Raw genomic sequence first — 13,512 nt, 5'->3', positions numbered from 1 at the left:
GCAACACTTTTCGAGCATTATGATGAGGTTCTGAACTTCTTTATCAACAGGGCTACCAACGCATTTGCGGAATCATTCAATGCAAAAATCAAGGCTTTCAGGGCTGCTTTAAGAGGGGTGACAGACATTAAGTTCTTTCTTTTCAGACTTACAAGGCTATATGCTTAATCCCCATGGTTTGTCGGGTGAGCCCTAATTTGCATTAAATCAACAGCTTACAGTTAATAAAACAACAAAATAGATATAACAAAAAAGGAAGTTGAGATGATCAACTTCCTTTTTAAGCGGTGCGTACGGGACTCGAACCCGTGACCTCCTGCGTGACAGGCAGGCATTCTAACCAACTGAACTAACGCACCAAAATATCAAAAGAACTAATGTTGCACCCCACTGAGTGCGGTGCGTACGGGACTCGAACCCGTGACCTCCTGCGTGACAGGCAGGCATTCTAACCAACTGAACTAACGCACCAAACATATTTCTTGTTTGCGGGTGCAAAGGTAAACATAATTTTTATATTATCCAAATAATTCAATACATTTTTATAAAAAAACTTGCAACATCAATGCATCTACATAGTTCTTTCCATCATAAAGCCATTCTTTTAGACATGAAGTTTCTTTATACCCACAGCATTTGAACATCTTTAAAGATCTTTCATTATTTACACTGACTATGGCATACAGTTGGTGAAGATGGAGAATACGGATGGCATAATCGGCAACAGCATTCAAAACGGCTCTGCCATAGCCTCTTCCACTAAACTCCGGAGATATGATTATTCCTATTTCCGCACGTAAATGAGAAGGTTCAAAATTAACAATATCAACAATGCCGACAATTTCACCATATATATTCTCTACCATCATCCTCACCTGCCTGTCGACATATATATCCGAGACACTGTTTGATATATAATTCAATATCGTCTGCTTTGAATAAGGAACGTTTGTCACACTCACATTCCATATACTACGGTCATTCTCAATAGAATACATTATATCCAAATCTTCCGGCTCTATGGCACGAAGCTTTACAACCGGCAAAGAATAAGAATTGCTCATCGTAGTATATCATTTGGAGTTATCACAATTCCCGTCTTGCTGAAATAAGTACCGACAAAGATATTCTTGTGTGAGAAGCCGTGAAGTTTGTCAATTATCTCCTCAAAACCGAACAAATCCGTATCAAACACGACATATACTTTCTCATTTGTTTTTAAATCATCAAATGACGGCAATTCTAATTTATCATGCCCGTAATGCACAAAATCCGCCACAATACCCTTACGGCTTACCATCTGATGACATCGCTCTATCATATTCTTACTGCCGATGAACACATATCTACGATCAGGACAATTTCTCCTGTCAACAAAGCCAAGAAGTTTTCGCACCTTATTTGTCTGTATCTTCATCAAAGCCATAAATGCACTCATATATATGGCAAGAGTTATAGGCAACGACAGACAAATACTTATATGGGCATAATGCTTACGGAAAAAAATAAGCATTGCACGATAAAAGACATGCACATAGCTAAATGAACTTTTATGAGTGCTCTCACCTTTGTAATGAAGTATCGGCAGTGGAAGATACCAATTCTCCCACCCGCCTTTCAACAAACGATAAGAAAGATCTATATCCTCTCCATACATAAAGAAGTCTTCATCAAGCATTCCTACCTCATCTACAGCCTTACGCCTAAGCATAAAATAAGCGCCACTTACTACTTCAATGCACTGGGATGTATCCCATGGAAGATAGCTCATATAGTATTTTCCAAAACGCTTGCTCCGCGGATAACGCGAACATAACCCGCACATCTTATAAAAAGCCGTCAATGGGGATGGCAACCCGCGTCGTGACTCCATGGCAACAGTTCCGTCTGAATTATACATACACACACCTATACCACCGGCTTTCTGATGTGAATCCATAAAATCCAATGTTCCACATATAGTCTTTTCCCCTACAAAAGTATCCGGATTCAGCAATAGGATATACTCCCCCCTGGCCTGATTAATGGCAATGTTATTTGCACGCGCAAAACCAAGATTATTATTTAAGTCTATGAGCTTTACTTTCTTGAAACGCCGCCTTATATATCTGACAGTATCATCCTTGGAATGATTGTCGACAACAAAAACCTCCGCATCAATTCCATCAATAGCCTTATACAGGCTGTGAAGGCACTGTTCAACATAAAACTTAACATTATAGCTTACTATTATGACTGACAGCTTCATTTATTCGGAAAGATAAAAAAATGACTTAAAAACAGAATAGCACCCAAATATCCAAAAGATGGTGACATATATAAATAATAAAGGAACATGGAGGCTATCATTGGTATTCCCAACATTGCCTGTCGCAATAATCCCCAATAAAATTCTGTCAAGCGCCCACCATTCCTTATGCTCCTGACTACATAATCAAATTTATAAAGCCTTAGAGCCATTGGAATAAAAGCTAAAGTAACCGCATCAAGCAGTAGGGACCAATAAAACTCATAAGCCTTATCGGCAACAAAAATTCCATCAGCACAAAGTCCACTTTCATATATCGCCACAACAATGGCACAGAAAGTAAGAACCAATGCCCAAACGATTCGTAAAACTATATATGGATGTTTCATTTATATTAAATCCTATTATATATATTCAATGCTTAAACGCCATTTCTGTCAGCAGACAAATGGAGTACGGTTCACAATAGAACGCCCGAGAGTTACCTCATCCGTATACTCCAATTCATCACCGACAGATATTCCTCTGGCAATTACGCTTAATTTGATTCCAGAAGCTTCCAATTTACGTGAAATATAATAATTAGTAGTATCACCTTCCATCGTAGAGCTTAGGGCCAGTATCACCTCATGAATCTCTTCTTTCGAAACACGCTCCACAAGACTTTCAATCTGAAGGTCTGACGGCCCGACACCATCCATAGGAGATATTACACCGCCAAGCACATGATATAACCCGCTATATTGTTGAGTATTCTCAATGGCAAGCACATCCTGAATATTTTCCACGACACACACGGTTGTGCTATCACGTCTTGAGTCAGAACATATACTACATAAATCCGTATCACTTATATTATGACACTTATTACAATACTTCACATCATGCTTCATTGTAACCAATGCCTCGGCAAAACGCTCAACATCTTCCACTGAGCCACGCAGAAGATGCAAAACAAGACGGAGAGCCGTCTTACGTCCCACACCCGGTAATTTTGAGAACTCTCCTACGGCTCTTTCCAATAACTGAGATGAATATTGTTGCATCATAATTCCTTGCCTTATTGTTCTATTTCAGCCAATTCCAGCCAACGCATTTCCTTTTCGTCAAGCTCGTCTTTAATTACAGCAAGACGTTTACCCTTATCTGTTATATCTTCCACGGTTAGAGTTCCTTCAGACAAGGCTGTTTCGATATCTTTGCGTTCCCGCTCCAATAAAGCAATGTCTTTCTCTAAACGCGTATATTCCATTTTTTCATTAAATGTCATCTTACGGCGGCTGACAGCATTCTGTTTTCTTTTGACTGTATTCTTCCCGAACTGACCGGCATCGTCTCCATACTGTTTTGTCTTATTAACCTTATCACCGGATTCAAGAAGATTCCATTCACGATATTGTGTATAGTTGCCGGGAAAGTCTTTTATCTCACCATTTCCTTTAAATACAAGAAGATGATCAACAACCTTATCCATGAAGTAACGGTCGTGGCTTACAATTATAACACACCCCGGAAAATCCTGAAGATATTCCTCGAGTATCTGCAAAGTTACAATATCCAAATCATTTGTCGGCTCATCAAGTACAAGAAAGTTCGGATTACGCATCAATACCGTACACAGATACAATTTACGCCTTTCACCGCCACTAAGTTTGCAGACATAATTCTGCTGTTGCTCTGGAGTAAAAAGGAAATGTTTCAAAAACTGTGATGCCGACATCTGCCTTCCACTGCCTAAATCAATATAATCGGCAATTTCCCTGACAACGTCTATCACCTTATCATTATCATTGAACTTCAGCCCTTCCTGAGAAAAATATCCGAAACGTACAGTATCGCCAACAACGATTTTTCCTTTATCCGGAGCCTCCAAGCCTAACAGCATCTTTATAAATGTCGATTTTCCCGTTCCGTTATTTCCCACTATACCCATTTTCTCAAAACGAGAAAAATTATAATAGAAATCTTTTAATATCACACACTTATCCGTCCATGCCTTACTTATATACTGACATTCAAATATTTTACTGCCTATATATACATTACTTGACTTTAATCTCATCTGCCTCTCATCTATTTTCTGCTTTGCAACAGCTTCAAGCTCATAAAAGGCTTCCTCACGATAACGGGCCTTATGTCCGCGCGCCTGTGGCATTCTTCGCATCCATTCCAGTTCCGTACGATAAAGATTATTTGCACGTGCAATCTCGGCACGGCGTGCGTCTATACGCTCTTGTCTCTTTTCTATATAGTATTCATAGTTACCCTTATAAGAATAAATATGTCGGTCGTCAAGTTCTATAATACATGAACAAACCCGATCAAGAAAGTACCTGTCATGGGTTACCATAAGAAGAGTTTTTCTCCCACGCTTCAGATAGCCCTCAAGCCATTCTATCATTTCAAGGTCAAGATGGTTGGTTGGCTCATCCAATATCAACAAATCCGGTTCCGTTATAAGAACATTAGCAAGGGCGACCCTCTTCTGCTGCCCCCCACTCAATTGTCCCATCGGCTGATTCATATCCGATATTTTCAGCTGAGTCAGTATTTGCTTTGCACGAAGCACCTTTTCCTTTTCTCCGTTATGATTGAAACACGCGTCAAGAACAGTCTCGTTGCAATCAAAGACCGGAGACTGCTCAAGACATCCGACCGTTATGTCATTACGGTATATTATACGTCCATCGTCGGCACTGTCCTTACCGGTCAACAATGAAATAAGAGTAGATTTACCCGTTCCGTTTTTTGCTATCAGACCAACCTTCTGTCCTTCTGACACACTAAAGCTGATATCCTCAAACAACAGGAGGCTTCCAAAGCTTTTTGTCAGACACTGTACATCTAAAAACGGATTATCTTTTGCCATCGCGAAATTTTATTTGATATTTCCAATATTGCAATAAACAGCTCACCCCAACTTACTCGCCAGCACTTATATTGTCATTTATATCTGAAATATAGCCAAGCAACTCATCACGCCCCCAACGTTTTTCGGAAGAAGTGACAATCATAAACGGAAGTTCCTCCCAAGTTTCCTTCAGAACCTTCTTATATGCCTCCACATTCGCATTGGCTTTAGCAAGAGAAAGCTTATCTGATTTTGTAAATACAATGGTAAAAGGAACATTGCTTTCACCCAGCCAATTTATAAATTCAAGGTCTATATTCTGAGCTTCATGCCTTATATCCAATAAAACAAAAAGATTAACAAGCTGCTCTCTTTGAAGGATATAGCCCTTTATCATCTGGTCTAACTTTTTAATCTCTGTCTTTGAACGTTTTGCAAAACCATATCCAGGCAAATCAACCAAATACCACTCATTGTTTATTATAAAATGATTTATAAGCAATGTTTTTCCAGGAGTAGCAGATGTCTTGGCAAGTTTCTTGTTATTGCACAACATATTAATTAAGCTTGACTTTCCCACATTTGAACGTCCGATAAAGGCATATTCAGGCTTAATGTCATTCGGGCAATTATAAACGGTCGGTGCACTGTGAACAAATTCTGCTTTTTTTATTTCCATAAATTCTCCTGTATTTTTCTTTTATTTATTTTAAACAAAATACCTTTTATAGGATTCTTTTCTGTGCAAAATTACTCTAATTTACACGAATAGCCAAATATTTATAGTTATATTTGGTCGTTTGTAAAACTTTTACTACCTTTGCATCCGTTATCAAACAAAGCGTTTCACTTCATGAAACGTAAAACTTCACAAAATATCATAAATTCACATACACCAAACATCATACATAGTATGTACACAAAAGAAATATTAGAGGCGATGGATATTCCACAGCTTATGGGCATCGCTGAACAATTAGGTATTAAAGTTTCACAGGACGACGATTTTGAGAGTGTTGTCTATGCCATTTTAGACAAAGCGGCAGAAGATTCTGCAGCAAACAGCTCCACCAAAAGGAAAAGAACAAGAATAGTAAAGAAAGAAACAGATAAAGTCTATACCGTAAAAGGATCCGAAGGTGAGAATTTTGATTTGAAGAATAACAAGTTAGCCAAGGACAATCAAGAGCAGGAAAACACGACAACAACAGAAACCCCACAAAACGAGATTCCGGTATTCCCCAAACATAGAGGAAGAAAATCAAAAGCAGAGTTAGAAGCAATAAAGGCAGCCGAAGATGCAAAGAAACTTGCTGAAATAAAAAGCATGGAGAGCAATCTTGACGAAGAAGCCATACAGAGCAATAATGATTTCTCTGACATAACAGAAAATGGTACAGCCCCCAAGGAGAATGACAATGAATTTATGGATGTACCTGAAGCAGAATTCAACTCTGTATTAAAAAATGAACCGCTTATAATAAACTCAGGAAACGCGACAGACAATGACGAAGCGAATGTCGCATCCATTGATTCCGAAATATCCGCACAACAAGCAGCAAACATGTTCCTTCCCCCTACCCAACCCACCAACTATGGTACAACGCCAGAAGGAATATGGGAAGGAGATCCGGGAGACGGCACAGATTTCATTTCCGTTGTAGATCTTCCGATTGAGGACCAGGGAGCAATGCCTACACTTGACATATTCGACCGTCCTATCACATCACAACGCCAGCCGACAGAAGTCCATCAAAGCAAAACGCAGCTGGCTGTAACGCCTAAAAGCATTTTTGATTTCTCTGACATAATAAACGGAAACGGAGTCATAGAGGTTCTTTCAGACGGTTATGGTTTCTTACGCTCAAGTGATTACAATTATCTATCATCACCGGATGATATTTACGTCTCACCGCAACAAGTCAAGAAATATGGCTTAAAAACCGGGGATGTGGTAGACTGTACGGTAAGACCACCTCACGACAATGAAAAATACTTTGCACTTAGTAATATTAATTCTATTAACGGCCGGCATCCTTCGGAAGTCAGGGACAGAACATCATTTGAACATCTTACGCCCCTCTTCCCTGAAGAAAAATTCATATTGTGCGGTGATAAGGCCACAACAAATCCAAGCACAAGAATCGTTGACCTGTTCTCACCCATAGGCAAGGGACAACGTGCGCTAATCGTTGCTCAGCCTAAAACCGGAAAGACCATCTTAATGAAGGATATTGCAAACGCCATAGCCGCCAATCATCCGGAAGCATACTTGATGATGTTACTGATAGACGAACGCCCTGAAGAGGTAACAGACATGAGCCGTACTGTCAATGCGGAGGTTATAGCCTCAACATTTGATGAACCGGCAGACCGTCACGTTAAAATTGCAGGAATTGTTCTTGAGAAAGCAAAGCGCATGGTCGAATGCGGTCACGACGTTGTGATATTCCTTGACTCCATAACACGTCTTGCCAGAGCTTATAACACCGTCAGTCCTGCAAGTGGAAAAGTTCTCACAGGCGGTGTGGACGCAAATGCGCTCCAGAAACCGAAAAGATTCTTCGGAGCAGCAAGAAATATTGAAAACGGAGGCTCGCTGACAATAATCGCAACAGCACTTATTGACACCGGTTCAAAAATGGACGAAGTCATTTTCGAAGAGTTCAAGGGAACCGGCAATATGGAATTACAACTTGACAGGACTCTAAGCAACAAACGAATATTCCCTGCAGTAAATATCGTGCAGTCAAGTACAAGACGCGACGACCTGCTGCTTGATTCAACAACACTCAACCGAACATGGATATTGAGAAAGTTCCTTACTGAAATGACACCAATAGAAGCAATGAATACAGTACGCGACAGACTCATACAAACACACAGCAACGAGGAATTTCTCCTTTCGATGAACGCCTGAACATAAATGGCATCATCTTGAAATGAAAGAATATATCACAATAAAGAAAAGTACTTTTTATACATTTACTACCATCATGGCAGCGACTATTCTCACATGTCTGCTGCCATGGTGGTATATAATGCGAAAAAGCAGACCTTTGGAATACGTTGATTCCAATTTTTATAATGCTATTTACATAAATAACAAACGGCTTCTATGCTTTGACGGAGTAAAATCAGACTCTGCCTTCACAAGAATAGATTTCTCACACAACAATATTCTTCATTCACCCGTAATAAGAACAGACTCCCGTTTTCTAAAAGACTATATTTCCAAAAACATAAAGTATATAGAAAGAAAACGTAACGAACTGTCGTCTGCACAGAACGAGTTGGAGTATTATATTAACGTGCATAACGTTCAGGATGAAGGATATGATATAGTATCCCGCCATTACGAAAAAACAGGCACTGCAATAGCAAGACTTGACAGTTTCAACTGTGTACTTAAAAGAATACAGGCATCTGACAATATCAGCCTTCAGCACATAGCCAAATACAAATTGAATACCCTCAGCCAATCATCAAGCACTTTCTATGAAAGTATGGGAGGAATATGGCAAAACGGACTTTGGCTGAGAATGGCAAAAAACGGCAGAGGAATATCCACATATAAATGTTCGGGAAAAATCTTCGGTGAATGGAATGGCGACACATTGTCTAACGGCATAATAATAACGGACAATGGAGTTTACGAAGGAAGTATCAATAAATACGGAATTCCCGAGGGACATGGAATATTCCACAGCAGCAGTTCTACCGATTGGTATGAAGGGCACTGGGAAAACGGTTTGAGAAACGGATTTGGAGTCATGTCAACTCCGCATAAGCTCATGGCCGGTGAATGGAAAAACGATATATATAAAGGTGAGCGCATCACCTATACATCCGAACGCATATACGGAATAGACATATCCAGGCACCAGCATGTAAAAGGAAAAAAAATATATCCTATAGACTGGAAAAAACTAAGAATAACCCACTTGGGAAGTTCACGCAAAACAATAAAAGGAGACGTCGACTATCCCGTAAGTTTCATATACATAAAAAGTACAGAGGGTACATCTATAAAAAACCGCTTCTACCTGTCTGACTATCAACAGGCAAGAAAGCATGGTATAAGATGCGGAACTTATCATTTTTTCTCTCTAAGGAGCAGTCCGCAGTCGCAGGCAGCATACTTTCTGAAACACAGCAGGATAAACAAAGGTGACCTTCCGCCTGTACTTGACGTAGAACCTACCCAACAGCAAATCGCAAATAACGGAGGTCCGGACGCTCTTTTCTCAAAAATAAGGATATGGATGAATATCGTGGAACGTCGCACCGGAATAAAGCCAATCTTGTATGTAAACCAGTTGTTTATCAACAGATACCTGAATTACGCACCGGATATCAAACAAAATTACGATATATGGATTGCAAGATATGGAGAATATAAACCGGACGTACGGTTGGTTTACTGGCAACTGTGTCAGGACGGCCGTGTAAAAGGTATACACGGTGATGTGGACATCAACATATTTAACGGGTTCCAAGAACAGTTTGACAAGTTTTCAAAATAATGAAAACTTGTCAGACATATCATTACTCTATCCTTATGCGACAATCTTCAAGAAGCTTTATCGCATCAACATATTGTGCAATACCGACAGCCACTTCCTTTGCCGCCTTCATTGCAAGTACAACGGTCTGAGGTCGGTGAACGACATCTCCACCGGCAAAAACCCCACGACGTGTTGTCATGCCTACAGGACGATCTGTAACTATTACATATCCCTTTTCATCCACATCGATACCTTCTGTCGTTGATACAATACGATTGGCAGGCTTCGAACCTATGGCCAAATATATTCTGGCAAAATCCTCCACACGTTCCCCGTCGGGAGTGTTCAGACGTACGGATTTTAATCTGCCGTCTTCACCAGGAATGAATTCAACCGCAGCCGTCTCCCACAGGAATTTCACCCCTTCAGAAACAGCATCATCATATTCACTTGCCATAGCCGGCATGTCTTCACGCGTCTTACGATAAAGAACCGTCACATCGGCTCCCAGACGGATTGCCGTACGGGCGGCATCCATCGCCACATTTCCACCTCCTATGACCCCCACTCTCTCGCCTTTGCGCAAAGGAATCATGTCGCGGTCTATGGCGCCTTCATTAAAACTGTTTACGCAATGAAGAAGATAAGTCGACTGATTGACCCCAGGAAGTTTTGCACCAGGCACTCCATCCATATTCTGAGGTATTGACGTACCCGTGCCTATAAATATCGCATCATATCCTTCAGCAAAAAGACTGTCTATAGTCACATTATTACGTCCGACCATGCAGTTTTGCACAAAACCGACTCCAAGAGCCTCTATCTTCTTTATTTCCTTTCTTACTACCGCTTTAGGAAGCCTATACTCCGGTATTCCAAACATCAGGACTCCGCCAGGCTCCTCCTGACAGTCATATATAGTGACATTAAATCCCATACGCGCAAGATCACCTGCTACAGTAAGACCTGCCGGTCCGGAACCTATTACCGCAACACGCCCACGCGTCTTATGTGGCAGACGCTCACGTATAAGTCCCATGTCAGCATCAAAGTCCGCAACAAACTGCTCCAACCTTCCTATCTCAATACCTTTGCCTTTCTTTGCAAGAACACAATGACCTTCACATTGTTTTTCATGAGGACATACCCGGCCGCATATTGCAGGAAGATTACTCTTTCCATTTATTATACTCATTGCCTTACCCATATCTCCCATAGACAAGGCGTGGACGAAATCAGGGATATCATTCTCTATAGGACATCCTTTTTTACATTGCGGCACTTTACAATTAAGACATCTCTTAGCCTCATCGATCGCTTCCTTTATCGTAAATCCTTCGCGAACGACTTGGAATGACTTGTTATCTTTTGCTATCATACAATCTTTTTCCGATTCATTATAATGAAAAACATCCGTAGATTACTTACAAGACCATTTGTTCAATCCTGTGCGGAGGCATTCCTGACACGGCTCAACGTTTCGGGTGTCATCTGAAGATAACTTGCAATATACACTAATGGTGCACGAAGTACCAATTGTGGCTGACGCTTTACCAATTTCGCATATCTGTCATGAGCAGTCTCAAACCTAAGCATATCAGCATGTATCTGACTTTGTATCAAGGACTCCTCCAGTATCTTTCTATATAATATCTGAATGTTCACACTTCTCATCGCGACCTGCTCCAACATCTTACGCGGCATTATAAACAGCAATGTCGGCTCAAGAGCCATTATCTGAAGACACGTAGGCTCTTCCTTGAACAAGCTCTCTATACACATCACAATATTATTCTCTGTAGCCATGTGTTCTGTAAGTTCCTTGCCGTTCTTATAATAAAACTGCCTTACCATTCCTTTCACAATCCAATATATACACGTACACGTATCTCCTGCCTTCAGAATGATTTCTCCTTTCTGAAAACGCATCGGTATAAGTAAATTCTCCAACACATCCAACTCCTCATGAGTCATTGTGCTGTAACGGCGTGCCAGTTCTCTGGCAACATCTCTTGTTGAAATTGCAATGTTAGGCATTTTATAAATGGGATTTTAGTTATTTCAATTATCAGTCAAGTTTCAATACAGCGAGGAATGCCTTTTGCGGAACCTCCACGTTTCCAATCTGCTTCATGCGCTTCTTTCCTTTCTTCTGCTTTTCAAGGAGTTTGCGCTTACGGCTTACATCACCTCCATAGCATTTTGCCGTAACATCCTTACGAACACACTTAATAGTTTCACGCGCAACAATCTTTGCCCCTATGGCCGCCTGAATGGCTATGTCGAATTGCTGCCGTGGAATCAGCTCTTTAAGTTTCTCACACATCCTTCTGCCAAATACGACTGCGTTATCCTGATGTGTAAGCGTGGACAAGGCATCCACCGGTTCACCGTTCAACAGAATATCCAGCTTTGCAAGTTTTGACGGACGGAAACAGTCTATATGATAATCAAATGATGCATATCCTTTTGATATGCTCTTCAGCTTATCATAGAAATCAATGACGATCTCGCCTAACGGCAGCATGAAATGCAACTCAACACGGTTACCGCTTACATACTGTTGGTCTATAAGTTCACCACGCTTGTCGAGGCATAATGTCATTATAGGCCCGATATAATCGGCGGCAGTAATTATTGATGCGCGTATATAAGGTTCCTCTATATGGTCTATCATCGTCTGCTCCGGAAGGCCGGACGGGTTATGCACTTCTTTTTCACCGCCTTGTTTGTCATAGCACATATACGAAACATTAGGAACCGTAGTTATCACATCCATGTTGAACTCGCGGTCCAAACGCTCCTGTACAATCTCCATGTGCAATAATCCCAGGAAACCGCAACGGAATCCGAAGCCAAGAGCTATCGACGACTCCGGTGAGAATGTCAGCGACGCATCGTTCAATTGAAGCTTTTCCAAAGAAGCGCGAAGATTCTCATACTCTGACGGATCTATGGGATAGACACCGGCAAACACCATCGGCTTAACCTCCTGAAAGCCCTCGATAGCTTTTTCGCATGGCCGTGCCACATGTGTGATAGTATCACCTACCTTCACTTCCTTACTGTCTTTTATACCGCTTATTATATATCCGACATTTCCTGTCGACAACTCTCCACAGGGTATCATATCCATCTTAAGAACCCCCACTTCATCTGCCACATACTCCATGCCGGTATTGAAGAACTTGACCTTGTCCCCTTTCCGTATAGTACCGTTCTCTATTTTAAAATATGCTATTATGCCACGGAAAGAATTAAATACCGAATCAAAAATCAAAGCCTGCAACGGAGCCCTTTCATCTCCCTGCGGATGCGGTATCCTCGCGACAACGGCATTGAGAATATCCTCAACACCCTCCCCGGTTTTTCCACTGGCACGGATTATATCCGAACGCTCACAGCCAATAAGGTCAATAATCTCGTCTTCCACCTCATCAGGCATGGCACTTGGCATATCAATCTTATTGATAACGGGTATAATCTCAAGATTATGGTCTATCGCCATATAAAGGTTTGATATCGTCTGAGCCTGAACTCCCTGTGTGGCATCAACCACGAGCAACGCCCCCTCGCAGGCTGCAATGCTTCGAGACACCTCATACGAGAAATCCACATGTCCGGGCGTGTCAATGAGATTCAGAATATAATTCTCACCATTATACATATATTCCATCTGAATGGCATGGCTTTTTATTGTTATGCCGCGCTCACGCTCCAAATCCATGTTATCAAGCATCTGGCCTTCCGTTACCTGTATAGTCTTTGTATATTCCAGCAACCTGTCCGCCAATGTCGACTTTCCATGGTCTATATGTGCTATTATGCAGAAATTTCTTATATGATTCATTATATTCACTTTGATTTACAGTGCAAAGATATAAAAAATAAGACATAATGCAAAG

12 protein-coding genes and 2 tRNA genes are annotated in these 13,512 nt (G+C 41.0%); 3 read left to right on the top strand and 11 right to left on the bottom strand.

Annotated elements, in window-relative coordinates:
* Window positions 1–168, top strand: a 168-nt coding sequence (locus HPS56_RS04010; protein ID WP_172274191.1) for a transposase, incomplete at its 5' end; no start/stop codon positions are given.
* Between the two features lie 117 nt (window positions 169–285).
* On the opposite strand, the gene HPS56_RS04005 is transcribed toward HPS56_RS04010, so the two are convergent.
* The 8 genes from HPS56_RS04005 to yihA all read right to left on the bottom strand — a co-directional run bounded on the left by HPS56_RS04005 (window position 286) and on the right by yihA (window position 5,778).
* Window positions 286–359: transfer RNA gene (locus HPS56_RS04005), tRNA-Asp, on the bottom strand.
* A 38-nt stretch (window positions 360–397) separates the two neighbouring features.
* Window positions 398–471 (bottom strand) — tRNA-Asp (locus tag HPS56_RS04000).
* A gap of 71 nt (window positions 472–542) precedes the next feature.
* Entirely contained in the window at window positions 543–1,064 is a 522-nt protein-coding gene (locus HPS56_RS03995) for a GNAT family N-acetyltransferase (RefSeq protein ID WP_172274188.1), read from the bottom strand.
* Window positions 1,061–2,248 (bottom strand): glycosyltransferase family 2 protein, encoded by a 1,188-nt coding sequence (locus tag HPS56_RS03990; RefSeq protein ID WP_172274185.1) that lies wholly within the window; start codon window positions 2,246–2,248, stop codon window positions 1,061–1,063. The genes HPS56_RS03995 and HPS56_RS03990 overlap by 4 nt, the downstream gene beginning before the upstream one ends.
* Entirely contained in the window at window positions 2,245–2,637 is a 393-nt protein-coding gene (locus tag HPS56_RS03985; RefSeq protein WP_172274182.1) for a hypothetical protein, read from the bottom strand. Before HPS56_RS03985 ends, HPS56_RS03990 begins: the two co-directional genes overlap by 4 nt.
* Before the next feature lie 48 nt (window positions 2,638–2,685).
* On the bottom strand, window positions 2,686–3,294 hold the full coding sequence (gene recR / locus HPS56_RS03980) for a recombination mediator RecR (RefSeq protein WP_172274258.1): 609 nt from the start codon (window positions 3,292–3,294) through the stop codon (window positions 2,686–2,688).
* A 14-nt stretch (window positions 3,295–3,308) separates the two neighbouring features.
* Window positions 3,309–5,117: a ribosomal protection-like ABC-F family protein gene (gene abc-f / locus HPS56_RS03975; protein WP_172274179.1), complete on the bottom strand. Its 1,809-nt coding sequence runs from the start codon at window positions 5,115–5,117 to the stop codon at window positions 3,309–3,311.
* 52 nt (window positions 5,118–5,169) lie between these two features.
* On the bottom strand, window positions 5,170–5,778 hold the full coding sequence (yihA, locus tag HPS56_RS03970) for a ribosome biogenesis GTP-binding protein YihA/YsxC (protein WP_172274176.1): 609 nt from the start codon (window positions 5,776–5,778) through the stop codon (window positions 5,170–5,172).
* A gap of 234 nt (window positions 5,779–6,012) precedes the next feature.
* Here yihA and rho point away from each other — a divergent pair, with 234 nt between their 5' ends.
* Entirely contained in the window at window positions 6,013–8,019 is a 2,007-nt protein-coding gene (gene rho / locus HPS56_RS03965; RefSeq protein WP_172274173.1) for a transcription termination factor Rho, read from the top strand.
* 22 nt (window positions 8,020–8,041) lie between these two features.
* Window positions 8,042–9,625 (top strand): GH25 family lysozyme, encoded by a 1,584-nt coding sequence (locus tag HPS56_RS13270; protein ID WP_253952375.1) that lies wholly within the window; start codon window positions 8,042–8,044, stop codon window positions 9,623–9,625.
* A 22-nt stretch (window positions 9,626–9,647) separates the two neighbouring features.
* On the opposite strand, the gene HPS56_RS03955 is transcribed toward HPS56_RS13270, so the two are convergent.
* The 3 genes from HPS56_RS03955 to lepA form a co-directional block, all read right to left on the bottom strand.
* Window positions 9,648–10,985 (bottom strand): NAD(P)-dependent oxidoreductase, encoded by a 1,338-nt coding sequence (locus tag HPS56_RS03955; RefSeq protein WP_172274170.1) that lies wholly within the window; start codon window positions 10,983–10,985, stop codon window positions 9,648–9,650.
* Between the two features lie 62 nt (window positions 10,986–11,047).
* On the bottom strand, window positions 11,048–11,644 hold the full coding sequence (locus HPS56_RS03950; protein WP_172274167.1) for a Crp/Fnr family transcriptional regulator: 597 nt from the start codon (window positions 11,642–11,644) through the stop codon (window positions 11,048–11,050).
* Between the two features lie 31 nt (window positions 11,645–11,675).
* Window positions 11,676–13,457 carry a translation elongation factor 4 gene (gene lepA, locus HPS56_RS03945; protein ID WP_172274164.1) on the bottom strand — a complete coding sequence of 594 codons (1,782 nt, stop codon included), beginning with the start codon at window positions 13,455–13,457 and terminating at the stop codon, window positions 11,676–11,678.
* Window positions 13,458–13,512: the final 55 nt, after the last annotated feature.

Origin of the sequence: Xylanibacter muris, assembly GCF_013166605.1 — a bacterium.
In the GTDB taxonomy this organism is placed as follows: domain Bacteria; phylum Bacteroidota; class Bacteroidia; order Bacteroidales; family Bacteroidaceae; genus Prevotella; species Prevotella muris.
The sequence above is the reverse complement of the archived record's forward strand: the minus strand, read 5'-3'. Positions and strand labels throughout refer to the sequence as shown.

Bases quoted from the DNA above. Each gene is read 5' to 3' on its own strand.
- HPS56_RS03995 (WP_172274188.1), bottom strand. From the start codon at position 1,064: ATGAGCAATTCTTATTCTTTGCCGGTTGTAAAGCTTCGTGCCATAGAG.
- HPS56_RS03990 (WP_172274185.1), bottom strand. From the start codon at position 2,248: ATGAAGCTGTCAGTCATAATAGTAAGCTATAATGTTAAGTTTTATGTT.
- HPS56_RS03985 (WP_172274182.1), bottom strand. From the start codon at position 2,637: ATGAAACATCCATATATAGTTTTACGAATCGTTTGGGCATTGGTTCTT.
- recR (WP_172274258.1), bottom strand. From the start codon at position 3,294: ATGCAACAATATTCATCTCAGTTATTGGAAAGAGCCGTAGGAGAGTTC.
- abc-f (WP_172274179.1), bottom strand. From the start codon at position 5,117: ATGGCAAAAGATAATCCGTTTTTAGATGTACAGTGTCTGACAAAAAGC.
- yihA (WP_172274176.1), bottom strand. From the start codon at position 5,778: ATGGAAATAAAAAAAGCAGAATTTGTTCACAGTGCACCGACCGTTTAT.
- rho (WP_172274173.1), top strand. From the start codon at position 6,013: ATGTACACAAAAGAAATATTAGAGGCGATGGATATTCCACAGCTTATG.
- HPS56_RS13270 (WP_253952375.1), top strand. From the start codon at position 8,042: ATGAAAGAATATATCACAATAAAGAAAAGTACTTTTTATACATTTACT.
- HPS56_RS03955 (WP_172274170.1), bottom strand. From the start codon at position 10,985: ATGATAGCAAAAGATAACAAGTCATTCCAAGTCGTTCGCGAAGGATTT.
- HPS56_RS03950 (WP_172274167.1), bottom strand. From the start codon at position 11,644: ATGCCTAACATTGCAATTTCAACAAGAGATGTTGCCAGAGAACTGGCA.
- lepA (WP_172274164.1), bottom strand. From the start codon at position 13,457: ATGAATCATATAAGAAATTTCTGCATAATAGCACATATAGACCATGGA.